The sequence below is a fragment of the Pseudomonas sp. S3_G06 genome, from assembly GCF_054667565.1.
In genome coordinates, this window is record NZ_CP162738.1 from 4,574,415 (window position 1) to 4,593,238 (window position 18,824).

12 protein-coding genes are annotated in these 18,824 nt (G+C 57.5%); 1 reads left to right on the forward strand and 11 read right to left on the reverse strand.

What is annotated here, in order from left to right:
* Positions 1-45: 45 nt before the first annotated feature.
* Genes miaA through AB4N47_RS20475 form a run of 5 tightly spaced genes read right to left on the reverse strand, consistent with a single transcriptional unit; the run spans position 46 to position 6,309 of the window.
* A complete protein-coding gene (miaA, locus tag AB4N47_RS20455) occupies positions 46-1,017 on the reverse strand; it encodes a tRNA (adenosine(37)-N6)-dimethylallyltransferase MiaA (RefSeq protein WP_122699792.1) in 972 nt (323 codons plus the stop codon).
* On the reverse strand, positions 1,017-2,924 hold the full coding sequence (gene mutL, locus AB4N47_RS20460) for a DNA mismatch repair endonuclease MutL (RefSeq protein WP_122881189.1): 1,908 nt from the start codon (positions 2,922-2,924) through the stop codon (positions 1,017-1,019). The genes miaA and mutL overlap by 1 nt, the downstream gene beginning before the upstream one ends.
* Positions 2,921-4,300: an N-acetylmuramoyl-L-alanine amidase gene (locus AB4N47_RS20465; RefSeq protein ID WP_370593506.1), complete on the reverse strand. Its 1,380-nt coding sequence runs from the start codon at positions 4,298-4,300 to the stop codon at positions 2,921-2,923. The genes mutL and AB4N47_RS20465 overlap by 4 nt, the downstream gene beginning before the upstream one ends.
* 51 nt (positions 4,301-4,351) lie before the next feature.
* The gene (tsaE, locus tag AB4N47_RS20470) at positions 4,352-4,822 is read right to left on the reverse strand and encodes a tRNA (adenosine(37)-N6)-threonylcarbamoyltransferase complex ATPase subunit type 1 TsaE (RefSeq protein ID WP_123443942.1); all 471 of its coding nucleotides are present in this window, start codon (positions 4,820-4,822) and stop codon (positions 4,352-4,354) included.
* Positions 4,810-6,309, reverse strand: a complete 1,500-nt coding sequence (locus tag AB4N47_RS20475; protein ID WP_341638482.1) for an NAD(P)H-hydrate dehydratase — start codon at positions 6,307-6,309, stop codon at positions 4,810-4,812. The genes tsaE and AB4N47_RS20475 overlap by 13 nt, the downstream gene beginning before the upstream one ends.
* A 63-nt stretch (positions 6,310-6,372) precedes the next feature.
* Here AB4N47_RS20475 and queG point away from each other — a divergent pair, with 63 nt between their 5' ends.
* Positions 6,373-7,446 (forward strand): tRNA epoxyqueuosine(34) reductase QueG, encoded by a 1,074-nt coding sequence (gene queG, locus AB4N47_RS20480; RefSeq protein WP_341638481.1) that lies wholly within the window; start codon positions 6,373-6,375, stop codon positions 7,444-7,446.
* Between the two features lie 25 nt (positions 7,447-7,471).
* On the opposite strand, the gene AB4N47_RS20485 is transcribed toward queG, so the two are convergent.
* The 6 genes from AB4N47_RS20485 to orn form a co-directional block, all read right to left on the reverse strand.
* Positions 7,472-12,241 carry an RHS repeat domain-containing protein gene (locus tag AB4N47_RS20485; RefSeq protein ID WP_460154325.1) on the reverse strand — a complete coding sequence of 1,590 codons (4,770 nt, stop codon included), beginning with the start codon at positions 12,239-12,241 and terminating at the stop codon, positions 7,472-7,474.
* A gap of 79 nt (positions 12,242-12,320) precedes the next feature.
* Positions 12,321-13,307 (reverse strand): hypothetical protein, encoded by a 987-nt coding sequence (locus tag AB4N47_RS20490; protein WP_460154326.1) that lies wholly within the window; start codon positions 13,305-13,307, stop codon positions 12,321-12,323.
* A gap of 339 nt (positions 13,308-13,646) precedes the next feature.
* The gene (locus AB4N47_RS20495; protein ID WP_460154327.1) at positions 13,647-16,169 is read right to left on the reverse strand and encodes a leucine-rich repeat domain-containing protein; all 2,523 of its coding nucleotides are present in this window, start codon (positions 16,167-16,169) and stop codon (positions 13,647-13,649) included.
* Positions 16,170-16,347: 178 nt separating this feature from the next.
* The gene (locus tag AB4N47_RS20500) at positions 16,348-17,382 is read right to left on the reverse strand and encodes a hypothetical protein (protein WP_341638477.1); all 1,035 of its coding nucleotides are present in this window, start codon (positions 17,380-17,382) and stop codon (positions 16,348-16,350) included.
* A gap of 175 nt (positions 17,383-17,557) precedes the next feature.
* Positions 17,558-18,169, reverse strand: coding sequence for a trimeric intracellular cation channel family protein (locus tag AB4N47_RS20505; RefSeq protein ID WP_016771956.1), 612 nt, complete (start codon positions 18,167-18,169; stop codon positions 17,558-17,560).
* A 105-nt stretch (positions 18,170-18,274) separates the two neighbouring features.
* Positions 18,275-18,817 carry an oligoribonuclease gene (gene orn / locus AB4N47_RS20510; RefSeq protein WP_016771957.1) on the reverse strand — a complete coding sequence of 181 codons (543 nt, stop codon included), beginning with the start codon at positions 18,815-18,817 and terminating at the stop codon, positions 18,275-18,277.
* Positions 18,818-18,824 lie beyond the last annotated feature (7 nt).

Consider the following 18,824-nt stretch of genomic DNA (forward strand, 5'->3'; position numbering starts at 1 on the left):
GCTTCGGCCGTCACACCCCCAAGGATAGACGGCAATTGCAAGGACTCAGCTCAATATGGAGATGGTCCCAAGGTATTTCAAGGCGCGTGGCAGATTGTCGCAATCAAGACTGTCCAGCCAGTGCAAATCGTCCCAGCTGCGCAGCCAGGTAAACTGGCGTTTGGCCAATTGGCGCGTGGCGATGATGCCCCGCTCCTGCATCTGGGCCAATGTCAGCTTGCCGTCCAGGTAATCCCAGACTTGGCGGTAGCCTACCGCACGTATAGACGGCAACCCCGAATGCAGGTCACTTCTTTTACGCAGGGCTACGACCTCGTCGATGAATCCCTGTTCCAACATATTTGTGAATCTTTGTTCAATTCGCTGGTGCAAAACCTGACGATTCGCCGGAGCAATGGCCAGGTTCGCGACAGTATAGGGCAATTGTTGGCGTCCCGAAGCGGCTGCTTCAGTACTTTGCGCAGATTGTTGCTCGCGCAGGGCGGTCATGCTCTGCCCGCTGACTCGATACACTTCAAGTGCCCGACTCAAGCGCTGCGGATCATTGGGATGAATGCGCGCCGCCGACACCGGATCGATTTGCGCCAGTTGATCGTGCAGGGCTTGCCAGCCGAGGCGTGCAGCTTCTTCCTCGATCTGCGCACGGACCTCGGGATCGGCCGCCGGCATGTCCGCCAGACCTTCGACCAGAGCCTTGTAATAGAGCATGGTGCCGCCGACCAGCAGCGGGATCTTTCCTCGTCCAGTGATTTCGGCCATGGCCTGCAACGCGTCGCGGCGGAAATCGGCGGCTGAATACGCTTCAGCGGGGTCGAGGATGTCGATCAGCCGGTGCGGGTATTGCGCCAGCAACTCTTTCGAAGGCTTGGCCGTGCCGATGTCCATGCCGCGGTAGACCAGCGCCGAATCGACACTGATCAATTCGCACGGCAGCACTTTGGTCAGCTCGATGGCCAGATCGGTCTTGCCCGCAGCGGTCGGGCCCATCAGGAAAATCGCTGGAGGAAGCTGGCTCATCAACGACCGCGCAGGAACAGTTTGTCCAGATCGTCCAGACCCAATTGGGTCCAGGTCGGTCGGCCATGGTTGCATTGACCGCTGCGTTCGGTGTTTTCCATATCACGCAGCAGGCCGTTCATTTCCGGCAGGGCCAGACGCCGGTTGGCGCGGATCGCGCCGTGGCAGGCCATGGTGCCGAGCAGTTCGTTGAGGTGCGCCTGGATACGGTCGCTAGTGCCGTACTCCATCAAATCCGAAAGCACGTCGCCGACCAGTCGATTGGCTTCGGCCTGCTTGAGCAATGCGGGAATCTGCCGGATCGCCAGGGTTTCCGGCCCCAGGCGCTGCAATTCAAAACCAAGGCGCTGAAACCAAGCGGCGTGTTCTTCAGCACAATCGGCCTCGCGCTGACTCACGGCCAGCGACTCCGGCACCAGCAACGGCTGGCCACTTAGACCTTCGCTGGCCATGGCGATTTTCAGGCGCTCGTACATGATCCGCTCGTGGGCGGCATGCATGTCCACCAGCACCAGACCATGGGCGTTCTCGGACAAAATATAGATGCCCTTGAGCTGCGCCAGTGCATAGCCGAGCGGCGGGATATCTTCCTGACCGGTTGGCAGCGCGCTGGCATTGGCTTCAGGCAGCGGCGCGAAAAACTCTTTGTAAGCGGCTTGAGCCTCGGCAGCGGGCAGCGCCGATTGCGGACGCGGCGTGTATTGATACTGATAAGCGCCGCCAGCGCTGGCCCCGGATGACGTGTTGAACGCCGGTTGCGCCTGCGGCTGCTCCAGCAGCGCATTGGCGGCCAGACGCATCTCGCCCTGTGGGCCGAATTCGCCCGCCTCGATCCCGCTCGGCCGAACGATCGCCGTGGTCACCGAACCGGCCAGTTGATCTTCCGGACGCACATCGCCCAGCGCACGGTGCAGCGTGCCATACAGGAAATCGTGGACCATGCGCCCGTCACGGAAACGCACTTCGTGTTTGGTCGGGTGCACGTTGACGTCGACCGCCGCTGGATCGACTTCGAAAAACAGCGCAAACGTCGGGTGACGGCCATTGAACAGCACGTCGCGATAAGCCTGACGTACCGCATGGGCCACCAGTTTGTCGCGCACTGCTCGGCCGTTTACGAAGAAATACTGCAAGTCAGCCTGGCTACGGTTGAACGTCGGCAAACCGACCCAGCCCCACAGGTGCAAGCCATTGCGTTCGATCTCGATCGGCAGCGCCTGCTCAAGGAAACCCGAACCGCAGATCGCCGCCACACGCCGGGCGCGGGCTGCATCATCGTGGGCCTCGTGCAGGCTGAGGATGGTCTTGCCGTTGTGGCGCAGATGAAAAGCCACGTCGAAGCGCGCCAGCGCCAGACGCTTTATCACTTCTTGCAGATGATCGAACTCGGTTTTTTCGGTCTTGAGAAATTTGCGCCGGGCCGGGGTGTTGAAGAACAGGTCGCGGACTTCCACCGAAGTGCCGACCGGATGCGCCGCCGGCTGCACGCGCGGCGCCATGTCCCGGCCTTCGGTTTCGACCTGCCAGGCCTGATCGGCATCGCGGGTGCGCGAGGTCAGGGTCAGACGCGCCACGGAGCTGATCGACGCCAGCGCCTCGCCACGGAAACCCAGGCTCATCACCTGTTCAAGATCCTCGAGGTTGCGAATCTTGCTGGTGGCGTGACGGGCCAAGGCCAGCGGCAGGTCATCGGCGGAAATACCGCTGCCGTCATCGCGCACGCGCAGCAACTTGACGCCGCCCTGCTCGACATCGACGTCGATACGCTTGGCGCCAGAGTCGAGACTGTTTTCCAGCAGCTCCTTGATGACCGAAGCCGGGCGCTCCACCACCTCACCGGCAGCGATCTGGTTCGCCAGCCGTGGACTGAGCAGCTCGATGCGCGCCGTGTTCAATACCTGGTTCATTCTTTGGACGCCAGTTCGGTGCCAGGAATCGTCAGATGCTGACCGACTTTCAGCTCATCGCTTTTCAGGTTGTTGGCGGCGCGCAAGGTGGCCGGCGAAACCTGATAGCGCACGCCGATCATCGCCAGGGTTTCCCCCGGGCCGACACGGTGGTCACGCGGGCCTTGGGCGATCTTGCCGGAATCACGCAGCCAAGCGATGTAGGTGCCCGGCGGCGGATTTTGCTGGAAGAACTGGCGCACACCGCTGCTGATCGAACGGGCCAACGCCTGCTGGTGGCTGGATGCGGACAGCTTGTTCGCTTCGTTGGCGTTGGAGATAAAGCCGGTTTCGACCAGGATCGACGGGATGTCCGGCGACTTCAACACCATGAAGCCGGCCTGTTCCACGCGCTGTTTGTGCAGCGGCGTAACGCGACCGATATTGGTCAGCACCTTCTGGCCGACGTTGAGACTGGAGGTCAGCGACGCAGTCATCGACAGGTCGAGCAACACGCCCGCAAGCATGCGGTCCTTGTCGTCGAGGCTGACGTTGCCGGCGCCGCCGATCAGGTCGGAACGGTTTTCACTGTCGGCCAGCCAACGGGCGGTCTCAGATGTCGCGCCACGATCGGACAGGGCGAACACCGACGCACCGAACGCGGCTGCGGACGGCGCGGCGTCGGCGTGGATCGAGACGAACAGGTCGGCGCCCTTCTTGCGGGCGATTTCGGTTCGCCCGCGCAATGGAATGAAGTAGTCGCCGGTACGGGTCAGCTCGGCGCGGAAGCCTTTCATGCCGTTGACCTGACGCTGCAGCTCGCGAGCGATCTGCAGTACCACGTCTTTCTCACGCTGGCCGCGCGAGCCGGACGCGCCCGGGTCTTCGCCACCGTGGCCGGCATCGATCACGACGATAATGTCGCGTTTGCCAGCCGGGGCTGGCGGCAGCTTGATCGCCGGTTCGGTCGGGGTCACCGGCACTGCCGGCACGGTCGCCACCGATGGCGTCGGGGCCGGCGGCGGCGCGGCATCGGCCGGGTTGTCGAACAGATCGACCACCAGACGGTTGCCGTACTGCGCGTTGGGCGCCAGCGAGAAGCTTTTCGGGGTGACGGCTTTTTTCAGGTCGATGACCACGCGCAGGTCGGTCGGCGTGCGCTGGGCCGAGCGCATCGCGGTGATCGGCGTGTTCGCCGTCTGCACGTTCAACGGCGCGCCGAGGGTGGCGCCATTGATGTCGATCACCAGCCGGTCCGGGGCTGTCAGGGTGAAAACGCTGTGCTGCACCGGGCCGCTGAGGTCAAAGACCAGTCGCGTGTTGTCCGGCGCCCGCCACAGGCGCACGCTGTTGACCTTTGAATCGGCCACAGCGTTGACGGTTACTGCCATCAACATCAGTCCAGCGGCAGCCACCAACGCGCGAAAGCGCATACCAAACCCCATCATTTAATTGGATTCCAATGCCAAAGCGGCACACCAGGCCTCGCCACGCGAGCCCTGGGCTAAAATTTTCAGCGAACGCCCGCTGTCTTGCGGGCTAATGGTAATGGTCAGGTCAGGCTTTGGCAAAAAGCCTGCACCTTTATCGGGCCACTCGATCAGGCACAGGGCATCGTCTTCGAAGTAGTCACGGATGCCGAGAAACTCCAGCTCCTCGGGATCGACCAGGCGATACAGGTCGAAGTGGAAGGCACGAATGTCACCGATCTCGTAGGGCTCGACCAATGTGAAGGTCGGACTTTTTACCGCGCCAACATACCCCAAACCGCGAATGATGCCCCGCGACAGAGTGGTTTTACCCATGCCCAGATTGCCTTCGAGAAAAATCAGGCCATGGCCCTGGGTGACGCGGGCGATCCGTGCGCCAAAGTCGCTCATCGCCTGTTCATCGGCCAGGTACAGGGTTACTTCAGACACGGTGCTTGCTCCTCCAACAACTGACGAATGGCTGGAATCAGATCACTGGCCGCCAGCCCACGGCCGAATTTGCCTTGTTGCATACCCGCGTTGGCGTGCAGCCAGACGGCCAGGCATGCCGCATCGAACGCGTCCATGCCCTGGGCCAGCAATGCGCCGGTGAGACCGGCCAGCACATCACCCAACCCGCCTGTGGCCATCGCCGGATGGCCCTGATGACAGAGGGCCAGACGCCCGTCTGGATGGGCGATCAGACTGCCGGCACCTTTCAGAACCACTACCGCTGAATACTTTTTGCTCAACGCCAGAGCAGCGGCCGGGCGATCGGCCTGCACCTCGGCGGTACTGATGCCAAGCAAGCGCGCCGCTTCACCCGGATGCGGGGTGATCACGCAATCCTTGGGCAACTGGACAAAATCGCTGGCCAGCAGGTTCAACGCGTCAGCGTCCCACACCTGCGGCAATGGTGCATTGGCGGCAGCCGACAGCAGGGCACGGCCCCAACTGGCCTGACCGAGTCCCGGCCCGATCACCAATACCGAAACCTTTTCCAGCAGACCCATCAGTTGATTGGCTGACGAGGTGCCGAGCGCCATCGCCTCCGGCACCCGAGTCAGCGCCGCCGGCACATGCTCTGGACGAGTCGCCAGCGAAACGATGCCCGCGCCGCCGCGCAAGGCCATTTCCGTGCTGAGCAGAATCGCTCCGCCGAAACCGTGATCGCCGCCGATCAGTAACACATGACCAAAGCGCCCCTTGTGCGAGGTCGGCGCACGCGGCGCAAGTGCTGGGAGATTAGCGGCGCTCAGGCGCTGAGCGCAGACGGGAATGTCACTGAAAATTTCGTCGGCGGCTTGCAGATCGCTGAAGACCAGTTCGCCGATATGATCCGCCGCGTCGCCGGTCAACAGCCCGATCTTCATAGCAATGAATGTCACCGTTAGATCGGCGTGGACCGCGACACCCAGTTCACGCCCGGTATCGGCACATAGCCCGGAAGGGATATCGACCGCCGCTACCGGCAAACCGCAGGCGTTGATCGCCTTGATCGTCGAGGCATAGGGCTCGCGCACTTCGCCGCTCAGACCTGTGCCGAGCAAGGCATCGAGGACGACACCGCGCAGCTCGCTTTGCCCCTGCCAGCCTTGCACCACAACACCAGCAGCCACCGATTCGGCATGGGCCAGTGCGGCATCGCCCTGCAAACGCTGCGGATCGCCGACGGCGAGAACGCGCACCGTCCAACCGGCCCGCAGCGCCAGCCCGGCCACCAGATAACCGTCGCCAGCGTTGTTGCCGTGCCCGGCGAGCACCGTCAGTTCGTTCGCTGCCGGCCACTTGCGCACCACTGCGCGCCACGTCGCGCGGGCGGCGCGCTGCATCAATTCGAAGCCCGGCGTGCCGGCGGCGATCAGCCGCGCGTCGAGTTCGCGCACCTGCGCGGCACGGTACAGCGCGTCGGGTAATTCATCTTTCGTCTGCGGCATGCGTCTTCGGGCTCCGATGTCTGGCAGAATTATACGCACCTCAGCTCCGGTTTCTCTCGCCTCATGTCCGCCATCACCACAGACCTGCCCGCCCTCGCCCAATCGATCAAGGATTGGGGCCGCGAGCTGGGCTTCCAGCAAGTCGGCATCAGCGGTCTGGACCTGGCCGAGCACGAGCAGCATCTGCAACGCTGGCTCGACGCCGGCTATCACGGCGAAATGGACTACATGGGCGCCCATGGCAGCAAACGCTCGCACCCGGAAGAACTGGTGCCGGGCACGTTGCGCGTGGTTTCGCTGCGCATGGACTACCTGCCAGGCGATACCGAAATGGCCAAACGCCTGGCTGAACCGGAAAAGGCTTACGTGTCGCGTTATGCCTTGGGCCGCGATTACCACAAATTGATCCGTAAACGTGTTCAGCAATTAGCGGACAAGATTCAGGCGGAGATCGGACCGTTCGGTTTTCGTGCATTTGTCGACAGCGCGCCGGTGCTGGAAAAAGCCATCGCCGAACAGGCCGGGCTGGGCTGGATCGGCAAAAACACCCTGGTCCTCAACCGCAAGGCCGGCAGTTACTTCTTCCTCAGTGAGCTGTTCGTCGACCTGCCGCTACCGGTGGACGAGCCGCACAGCACCGAACATTGCGGACGCTGCACCGCCTGTCTGGATATCTGCCCGACCAACGCCTTCGTCGGCCCCTATGTGCTGGACGCGCGGCGCTGCATTTCCTATTTGACCATTGAGCTGAAAACCGCGATTCCCGAAGAATTGCGGCCGTTGATAGGCAATCGGGTGTTTGGCTGCGATGACTGCCAGATCGTCTGTCCATGGAACCGCTTCGCCCGGCCAACCGGTGAAAGTGATTTCAAGCCACGGCACAACCTCAACAATGCTGAATTGGCCGAGCTGTTCATGTGGGATGAAGAAAAGTTCTTGAGCAGCACCGAAGGCTCGCCGTTGCGACGTGCCGGGTATGAGCGCTGGTTGCGCAATCTTGCGGTGGGGCTGGGAAATGCGCCTTCAACGATTCCGGTGCTGGAAGCGTTGAAGGCGCGACGGGATTATCCGTCAGAGTTGGTCAAAGAACATGTGGAGTGGGCGCTTGAACAGCACTCCAGACCTTCACACCCATAACGGGCAGGCGAAGTATTCAGAGTGCTCATGTGCGCGTTGTAACCATATTTTTGGCCGATCTCATTATTGCGTTGGTCTCTCCGTCGGTCCAATGGCCGCCCGCCCGCAGGACTCTGCAAACTCTCTGTTTACTGTCCTCCAGAAGATAAATACGCTCCCCGCGTCCTTTCGAGGCCGTAAAAAGAACATGCGTTACTTTTCTTCCATCACCGGCTGCGCCGAATGCCTCGTAATACATCCTGGAGCTCCTGGCTGCCTGGAGGGGGGACATATCGCTTTCCACGAGCTGGAAGAATTCGTCGGCCATCGTCTTATGAACGGCATGGACGTAGTCTTCTGTCTCTGGCCTGATTAATTGCCAAGGTCTCTCCGCCGCTTCCTCCGCGGGCGCATTCGCTCTACTTGCATTTTGCCTCCCGCGTCCTCCTCCCCCAAGCCGTCGTGCTGCTCTGGCTGTGTCGCCTCTATTAGGGCTGAGGCCTTTGCTAAAAGCTGAAGCCATCTTCCTGCCCGCATTCACAGCAGCTTTTGCACCCGCCGCCAAACCTGCACCGAGCGAAGCGAGCCCGAGACCAAAACTGATCCAGCCCAATATCTCGCCCGCTTGAGAACCCGGTGCGAGTTCATTGATCACCTCGCTGGCAATACCCGCCAGGCCTGAAGCAACCGCCAGCCCCAATGCCGCCACTGCCCATGGCGTCGCCGCGCCCATCGTCACTACGCTGGCAACAATTCCGAGAATACTCAGGCCGATGCCCAGGATCGATTGCCAGGAGACATGCCCGGTAGGGTCAACCCGGTTGACCGGGTCGCCCAGGCAATAACTGTAGGCATTCAATCCGCCCGCACCGAACGGACTCATGCTATCGGGGGCAAGAAAACGCATCAGTGTCGGGCTATAGGCCCGGTAACCGTTGCCCAGCAGATACAGCCCGGTAACCGGATCCAGCTGTTCGCCGTTGAACCCCGCCAGGCTGAACAATCCGCCGTCGGCAGGACGATGCCCATAAGGGCTGTAGGCGCAATCGGTGAGCTGCTCCTTACCCAGTGTAGCCAGCACGCTTTGCTGTTGATCGGTGCCAAACAGCTGCGCGCTGGCGTTCAAACCGAGTTGCCGCTGGCCCACAAGCGCGCCACCGTGACGCACGACACTGAATGAATTTTCACCACTGACCTCATTGGCAACCCGACCTGCGTGGTAGTAACGCTGCACAGTCGCCTTTTCGGGTTGCGACAGTTCAACCAGATCGTCGAAACCGTCGTAATGGTAACCACGGATCACTGATCCCCCTGTGTCGGACAACTGCTCAAGACGTCCGAACGCGTCATAGGCCAGCGTTCGCGCCTGGTCGTCCTTGATCATCCTGCCGTTGGCGTCGTATTCCAGCGTCACTGCTGGTGGATAGTCGACATGGGAATGTTTGACTGCACTGAGCTGTACCGGATCGGGATTGTCATAACTGAAGGTGGTCAGATTCACGCCCAGCGGGAACTTCGTCTGCACGGTAAGAATGTTGTCCAGCGCATCGAAGGTGAACGTCTGCTGAATAATTTCCTTGCCATACGGGTCACGGGGCTTTTGGGTGCCAGCACAGTCGTACTGGATCAAGCGCCCGCGCACGTCGTAGGTGAACTGTTCATCACGTAAGAGTTGAGTGCCACGTCTGGACACTTTCTGCGCCAGTTTGCCAGCCAGCGTGTAAGTCGATTCGAGGGTCTGGTCAGGCTGACCCTGAATCTCGAATGTACGCCGGGTTTCACGACCTATATCGTCATAGGCGAACCGGGTGATCATCTGACGCTTGATCGAGGTGTCTTCGGTTTTCGTCCACTCCAGCATCCCCGTCCGGGCGTTGTAGTGGAACTCGGTTGTCAGCAAGCCTTGCGAGGCGGATAGAAGGCGGCCGAACTCATCGTATTCAGATCTGTTGTCGGTACCGAGCACATCAACGTGGGTGATTGGTCGCCCCTGCAGGGACCAGGTACTGGACGTTGCTTTCGTGACAGCGCCGAAGGTCGTCGTTTCGGATTTCAGGCGCCCGGAAGGATGATAGGCAAAGCTGCGGCTCCTGCCGCTTTCGGTACAGGTCAAGGGTTTGCCGCTGACGGGGTCATAGGTCATGGTTGTGACCAGGTCCTCTGCCTTGCGCTCAGTCAGCAAACCGCCCAGTTCCCGCAAATAAGTGAATTCGGTTTTTTTGCCATCAGCACTCTTGCACCACTGTGGCTGAGTGAAGCCCGCTTCATAACCAGCCTCGGACTTTCGCCCGCCCACAGTACTCTGGATCAACCGCCCCAAACCGTCATACGTTTGCTGGCCCAGCACTTTGTCACCGACCTTGATGTCGATCGCAAGCCCTTCATCACTATGCTCGGCGTACTCGGTCACGACCTTACTGCCGTCGGGCAGGACACTGCGGGTCATTCGGTCAAAAACGTCGTACTCATATCGGCTGGTGTTGCCGACAGGGTCTGTCTGGCTGGCTGTGCGCCCATAACCGTCATAGGTGTAAACGGTTTTGCCCAGACTCTTGTTCTTCACATTGAAGCTTTCGACACTCAGCGGTTTTCCGAAATCATTGACGACGGTGATCGTCTTGCCCATGCCCTGGAGCCAATTGGTCTGCCGGCGAAGCACCGGATCCGCCTCGCTGTGTTCGATACGCCCATCATCGTGCAGAGTCTTGCTGACCTGGCCCCAGGAATCGAATTCATAGCGAGTGCTGACCGGATAAGGTTTGCCATCACGCCAATCAGTCAGCGTCACTTTCACCTTGTGACCGACTGAATCATGCAGGACAGAATGAAGCGTGCGCGTCTGAATGAGACCGTCCTTGTCGGGATGGTCGCAGTCCTTTTCCTGAACGGTGATTACCCGTTCCAGTCCGTCATAGGCGACTTTTTGCTCGCCGCCAGCAGGATCCGTGGTCACCATTGTCGCCGGCTGCTGTTTGCTGGCGGCCAGATAGGCCCACCGGGTAGCGCCCGCATAGGGGGTGCCGGCAGCAACGGTTTTGCACACTGCCCGGCCGATTGCATCGTATTCATATTCGATGTGCTCGCCATCGACACCGACTTCAGAGACCTGTAATCCGGTCAGCGTCGACAGCACTTTCTCACTGGTCTGCAGCGCGCCGTCGAATCCGCGCGTGCCGGACCTGACTCGCAGCCTGTCACCCTCAAGCTCATAGGAAAATTCGATAGCGGTTTTTTTATCATTCAGGGTGACACTTTGCTCTTTTGTGGCTCCATGCTTGAGTGGATCCTTGGGCGTATTCAGATAGCTGCGTGCGGTTTTCGAACGCAACACCTCTACACCCTCCACCACTTCGAAAAAACGCTCCTCGACCGGTAACACAGAGGCCAGTTCAGCACCCTCAAGCGCCGGATGCAAAGCGTAGTCGTAGTGGGTGACTGTCGAAGCACCATCCGATGCGGCAGCACTCACCGTCCTCTTTTTCGGGAATCTGGAAAAGCCCAGCGGATCCTCCGGGCAGTTATCCCCGCCAATGGCCGGATAGTATTCCGTCGTAGTCGTCACCCCAGTGGGCTCAACCTGCTTGAGCAAGTTACCTTCGCCATCGAACTCAGTGATCGTGGTTTCCACACGCTGCTGTTGGGTGCGCCGATCGAGGTACGTCACCGTATGGACTTTAGGCATGCGGAACTGGGCCACCTGCTCACTGAACGGCTTGGCAACGGAACAGTGATACTCCGTGGCGGTGGCGATCTGCGCGTCGCCACAGGTTGTAACCTCAGCCACCAACAGATGGAATTTGTTGTAGGTGCGTTTAATGCGGGTATGTACTTTGCCGCTGACCAGCAAGTGCTCGTCCGAGGTGTAGAAGTAGCTGCTGGGCGCCAGATAGAGCGGATCCAGGTCACTATCCTTGGCTGGAAGGAGGCCCTGCCCAAGGAAGTTATGGTCGGAGTACGTGTATGTCTTGCACACTCTGGGCTGGCCGCGCCCTGGGTAGACATCGTGAGCGATAACAAACGGCAGTGTCTGTTCCACACCGCTGATGAAGCGGTGGCCGTGCCGCTTGTAGCGAATGATTTCGACCCCGCGCAGCGGATTGACGATGCGATGAACATAGCTGGTTCCAGCGATGACTTCATACTCAAGGTCCCAACCCTTACCAACCGGCAGTTCGATGGCCGTCACCCGAGAGTTTTTCAAGATCAGCTTGTAGTTGGAACTGGAAGCAGTGTCGGGATGCCGGGACAGCGTCACCTGACCTGCCGCGCGGGTGATTTTCAACAGGCAGCGCTTGGCATCACTGACTTCGGCCAATCGGGGAAACTGGTTGAACAACTCATGCTTGAGGGTAATGCTCACACCGTTCGCCGCGATTATTTTTTCCACGACGGCGACCTGAGTACCGGCCAGGACTTTGAGCAGTTCCCGCCGACCATCCTTGTATCGAACTTCATAGCGCCCTGCTCCAGTGACTGACACCTTTGCCGTTTGCAGTTTCATCTCCTTGAACTTCAGGCCGCTAGACGTCTCGACAGCCTTGTAGCGTTCACCGTTGGACAAGGTCATGACTTTGCTGCGCAAGTCATAATTGGTCAGGGTCAAAGACCAGCCAACGCCGAAACCGCTATCGGCCTGATTGAGCGGATTGAAGCTCACTGAAAGTGCAAGCTCCGGACCATTGAGGTCTGCCGAGTGCAACTTGCCAAGCGAAAATGCACACGTATACATGCCCGTGCGCGGATCAACGCCTCCGGAAACAAACTCACCGAAGTTGAACGCGTTGGAGTGAACAGCGGAAGATGAATTACTTTCCATAGAAAAATATCCTTTATTCCAGGTGCAAATTTAAACAGGTCGAGCTGGGCAACGAAAAATCGCCGAGTCACAAATAACATCAGGCAAATTGTTTTGTTGAGCGTTTCGACTCACCCAGAATAAAAGTCCGCTGTTCTGTATCACCCTTGATAGCAAGCCAGTGTTCCGTACCGAACTCATCAATCACGGCGAGTTCGAACGCACCTCTCGTCGCCGGCTTCTCTTCTGTCTGTAGAGTCGTGCGCTGCACCAGCGTCAATACACCAGGCACATCGTTAATCGGGAAAGTAATAAAACCCAGAGGGGTATTGACCGAAGCCGATCGCCCATAGATTGGCGCGAGATAGCCATAAAAACTCCTACCGCCACCACTGTAGTGGTTTATCGTGCCCGACGAGTACACCATTACCGCGTCTTCAGCATCATACGGATTAAGTCTTATATCGGCGCTATACCAGTCAAGCAAGTTTATCTGGCGACCGTCAGCACGAAGCCCGAGATGAAAATACTGAATGCGTTCCTCGTACACTCTTTCGCTGAAAGTACCGTATTTATAAAGAGAGAAACTGTTCTGAGTGTATTTTTTCGGGAGAATCGCCTCCAGCGTGACACTGCTGTCGAAACCAACCCCATTACTTCGCAATACCGCGCCGTTCAAGGAAATCTCGGCAGCCACTTCCATGATTCCAGGTCGGGAAGCCGAAACCCAAAACTGTAAAATCTGTACCGGATCTGCGGCGTTGCTGATCCGGTTGTCAATGACCCGCGGGACTTCTGTCAGCCGCGTTGCCCCACCCGACATTTCGTGAGCGTAACGATTTTCCTGAATCGATACACTCCAGTCTCCCTCCAATGGGCGAGCACCGTTATAGGCAATCAGCCGCAGTGACTGCAATGCGGGATGTCCGTGCAGCGATACGCCGTTGCCGTTGTTATCGATCCCGTGAAGAAGCACCAACACACGCACCTGCATGCGACCGTTGGCGTAGAGCACTTTGTGCTGACCATGATTCGTGGCGTCGAGTTTTACCTCGATACGGGATATACCTACTTGCTCATCAAACATTTCACAATACCTTGCGGATTAATAGACTTTACCCCTAAGGGCTCAGCAAAGTATTGAGGTTCGCCTTGAATTAAAACAGCCGAAACATTCAACCAATTGTAAGCCTGCAATAACCTAACACCTTTATCACTAACTCACACAAAACCTCATATATTCAAAAATCCCAATCCCTCATGATGTAAAGCTCATAACATTGTTCCTAACCCATGATTTCAGCACGCTGCAACTCCTTCCCCTCCTGACTTCAAAACCTAACAGAATCAGGAGGGGTGCCACTGAGCGGTTTATTCTTTTCAGTATATGTTAGACCGATAAAGCAGCTGTTACTTTCGCCCACACTCAACCACTGTCTGACTCTGTCGAGAACCCGCTCTCAGAGGACTCACTATCGAAATCAAACTGAGGAACTTCCTCATCCACCTGAATTTCCATCTTGCGATCCATACTGGAGTTTTCAAGAAACTGCTTAATTCGCTGCCTCGATGCGTCATTCAACGGGTTATTTGACAACCCGACAAAGAGATTCTGTGTATCCGGAATCTCGAACAACTCATACCCCACGTCGGCAATATTATTATCATGCAATGCGACGACACCCAGTTTCCTGAGGGTATCTATACCTGAAGGAATGCTGGCAAGATTTGCGTTGCTCAGCATCAATCCGGTTAACCCTGTCATGTAGCCTACATGTGGAGCAACCGTCAGAGGGTTGTTTGCCAGATTCAACCGGGTAAGTGTTTCGATTCTGGATAACCCTTCAACTTCGACCTCGGACAGTCTTAGCGAGCAGCCGTCCAGCGTAAGCTCGCTTAACTGGCGCATTTGAAATATTCCTGAGGGAAATGTCTCCACGTCAATGCCGAAGACTCCCAAGAATTGAATATTGGGGAAACTGTCCAGAAACGCACCTATCCGTGCGCCCGGTTCATTTGCGGTCAGGATCAACTCTGTGACGTACTCGAATCTGGTGGACAATCTCGGTAACTCACCAGAAAAATCGACATAGTAAGAAAAGTGATCGTCTCCCTCCCCCCACCTCGAAACCGACTTGCGTTGCCAGATATCTTGCAGCTTTGCGCTGAACCGCTCGCGAGCCTGGCGTTGTTCTGCAATTTGCGGTGCGCCCTGCGATGAATCCGTGCGGGTCGACAATCCTTGGGCACTCCAGATCGCCAACTCATTGCGCAGTGTCGCCAACTCTGTCTCCAGGCGAGTCAAGACCCTGGCTGCGTCCGACTTCAGACGCTCGGAAATGAACATGGCTAGTTCTTGTTCGGCAAGCTGCGGATAAAGATCACGGACACGCTCTTCAACGGACTTTGTCGACGTCGGGTTGACATCGCCGCCCCCTCGCAGCCCCGCTTGCACGTGCTGGGCGCTGGCCGGAACAGCCGTTACCTGTACCGGTGCCAGTCCCAGCAATTCGCTCACGCGTTGGCGCGACGGCAATGGCTGTGCACGTACCAGCTGCCGCAGAGCCGCACCACCGCCCTGCGCTACACCGAGCAATTGGCGCTGCCCGGGCAGTAAAAGGAGCCAGACGGCGGCATACAGATCCGTCCGACCTTGGGGTGACGGGACGCCGCTGAGTTGGATAACGTAGCCTTCATGCTGACGAATAAACTTGTGACGCACTGACGACCGAGCATCGCCAATAGCACTCAATAACTCACCCTCTGACGCTTGCCGACGAATCTCGATACGAATCTGTCGCGGCCAAAGATCAAGCTGCCCGATCATCTGCAATGCCAGCAGATCACTGTCCAGACTGGCTACCGAATCCAGAAAGATTCCTTCGCACGCTCTGGCGAGACGCACCTCGCGTAGCGCTACCAGCGTCTTTTCTGCCATGTGCCTCGGCATTCCCGGCTGCAGGCGCAAATGCATATGGTCGGCGGCACTGGCCTCTCGCCACAACGCCTGAGCGATTGTCTTGGGCAGATCGGGAAAGATCCGTCGCATCTGCAATGTGTTGGCATCGCAATCGAGTTCGAACGCCCGCTCACTCTGCTCAAACAGCAAGGCGCTGGATTGTTCGATAACGCGCTCGCTCAGATCATCTGCCCGTGGCGGCAACAAAGCCTGCAGTTGTGAATCAGCCTGCGCACGCACGGTGGGATCGGAATGTTGCACCTGGGTGATGAACAGCTGGATCTTTTGATCGAGGGCAAAACGTCTCGCTGTGTCCTGCAGCAATGCCAGCGAGGTGGGATGAATCTCGGACCTGTGCACTATCGTTGTGTCTACGCCGCTCACTGCGAGCATGCGTTTGATCATCAATGGAGAAAAATCTTCTATTGAATATTCCGCGCCGGTAAGCAGTTCTGCCGCGCGTTTTTGTTCGGAATAGACAGTTGCAACCGGATTGGCCGACTCAGGGTCGTCCAGCGGATGCCACAACCGGCCCTCGCTGTCAGGTCTCAACAGCGGACCGGAAGGATGCAGTTCTCTGGCATGTGTGGCGCGAAGCAAACCGCTCTCAGCATCTCGGACCACTTGTACGATGTGGTTATCAGCGACGGCAACATACTGACGATGCTTCAAGGTTTTGATACCCAGTGCAACGGAATCATCGAGACCCTCTTGCGAGGGTATCCAGTAGCTTTCCAGGGAATCTTGTGCGGAAAACCTTGGGAATTCGTCAAATGTGGAATACGTCGTGGTCATGCTCACATTGAAGCCAGGCGTTATCGCCAGCGGATCTGATGAAGAGGGCGAATGCAGCGGTTCCTGATGATGTGCAACAGTCAAATGCGCCACTGTCGAAGACGAGGACAACGGTCGGTGGGAGACATCAATGCTGGAATCGGAGGGTTTGGTTGGGACAGATACAGGTTTGATCTTCGGCGGTTTGCCAGTCATGATCGCTCATCCTTGAGAGGGGGTGCGCTGGCCACACAGAGCTGCAGGGCCAACGCGAGTCATCAGAAAAGCACTTTCGTGCATATGCCTGATCATCGACATGGCAGTTTAACTGCAGTCGAAATGCCAAACGCATATACATCTACTACATTCACCGACATTGCATCAGTGAACGAACTCAGCCTCGTTGAAGATATAAATTACGCTCGCGAAAATTCACGCGGATTGCCAGTTTATGCTCAGTACCATATTCATCGATCGCGATGAAGTGGAGGACGCCGCCATATTTTTGTGGCCCGGTGCTTTTCGAGTATTCAGATAGAGCCTGGACGATGGTCAACTCCCCGTCGCTTTGAGTATTTACGTGATAATGCTTCGAGTTCCATGTTTGCGCATCACTGGTAAAAGTGTATGCAAACGGATCACCCCTGTCAGGCAAAGAGACGACTACACTGGAGTTTTCGGGACGCACAAAAATGCATTCCATGTAATTTGTTTTTATTTCGTTAAGCCTGTTACCACCCGCAAAATCGTAATCCTTGCCCTCTTCTGCCCCCTCTGCAATCCAGTCGACCAGCCGGATCTGCTTCCCACCCGGGTACAGTCCCAAATGGTACTTCCAGATACGGTTGCCGGGCGACTCATTACCAATCCTGGTCTGGTACAAGCGAAATACTCCGTCTACGCCATATGTCGAAGGCGTTTCCGCTTCTACAGTCACGCTGCTGTAATGAACACTGGCAGGCGTGGTTCCGTTACTGAGGATCGTCTCCCCGTTCACGGACAGGCGCGCACCGATCTCAGTCGTTCCGGCGCTCGATGAGGAAACCCAGAACGTACGAACCTGTGGATGAACGCTGTCATTCTCAAGATCATCGTCGTGCCTGTCTTCGGCGTCAGGTGCAGGACGTGCCTCACGCGTAAACCGCCCTTGGACTGCGCTCGCGACCCAGCCATCGCGCAAGGTCTTGCCGGTCGCGTAATGAATAAGCTGGATGCTTTCCATTACATCTGCGGGTACATGCATTGCGTTGCCGTCGGCGTCCACTCCGGCAACGAGTACTTGAACTTTGACCTGCATTCGGCCATTAGCGACAAGTGCCCTGCTTTGAGTATTATTACCGGCATCAAACTTGACTTGTAATTTGGACAGTCCCGCCAGGGTGGGCGGATTGTCATTTTGATTGTCTGTAACATCCATGCTTTCACTCATAATGCAGCTCCTTTTTGAGAATGTAATTTGATACTGACATCGGAAATATGTCAGCGAAAAAACTACATACCCATCAAGCAAAGATCAAAGTGAAAAATGTAAGAAATATGCGCACGCCATTCACAAATAACTCATTAGCTATTAATCAGCTTCAATGGCAATGACGCATGATCGATCAGTGTTCGTCGTTATAAACGAACTTCGGCATTTCCCAATGAAAACGAATGGCCAGCAGACGCAGCAAGAATCCGCCAAACAACGTGATCAGAATGGCTTGTTCACCCGGCACATTGAGATAAAGACACAACATGTAGCACCACGCCGCAGCAAATGAGACGCTGGCGTAAAGTTCGCGGCGAAAGATCAAGGGAATATCGTTGCAGAAGATATCGCGAAGAATACCGCCAAAAACGCCGGTGATGACTCCGCTGACGGAAGCCACCAACATGCCGTGACCCATTTCCAGCGCCGTCATGCAACCGATCAAAGTAAATGCCACCAGTCCAACTGCATCGAGCACCAGAAACAGCGAGCGCAGGTGGCGCATCCAGCGCGCAGCGAATACGGTGAACATCGCTGCCACCGAGGTCAGCACCAGATATTCCGGATGTTTGACCCAGGTCAGCGGGTAATGCCCAAGCAACACGTCGCGCACCGAACCGCCACCGAGCGCGGTGATGCAGGCGATCAGCACCACGCCGAACCAGTCCATGCCACGTCGGCCGGCGGACAGCGCGCCAGTCATGGCTTCGGCGGTGATGGCGATCAGATAGAGCATCAGCAACATGGTGGCAGTCCAGGCAGGAAGGCGCGCAGTCTAGCCATTTCAGCGCCGCACCAGAAGAGGGCGCGCCTTTCGCGAGCAGGCTCGCGAAGGCGGAAAGACGCTCCCTCAGAACTTGATGAAGTGCTTGCGGTAATGCTGCAACTCGGCGATCGATTCGCGGATGTCGTCCAGCGCCAGATGCGTGCTGCCCTTCTTGAAGCTGTCGCGCACGTCCGGAGCCCAGCGCGCGGCCAGTTCCTTGAGCGTCGAGACGTCGAGGTTGCGGTAGTGGAAGTAGCTTTCCAGCGCCTTCATGTGGGTATAAAGGAAGCGACGATCCTGGCAGATGCTGTTGCCGCAGATCGGCGATTTGCCCTTCGGCACCCACTTTTCCAGGAAGGCGATGGTCTCAGCTTCCGCCTCAGCCATGCTGATGCGGCTGTCGCGTACACGCTGGGTCAGGCCGGAATTGCCGTGGGTGCGGGTGTTCCATTCGTCCATGCGCGCGAGCACTTCGTCGCTGTGATGGATGGCGATCACCGGGCCTTCGGCCAATGTGTTCAGTTCACTGTCGGTGACGATGGTGGCCATTTCGATGATGACGTCGTTGTCCGGGTCCAGACCGGTCATTTCCAGGTCGATCCAGATCAGGTTCTGCGGGTTTTGCATATTCGGG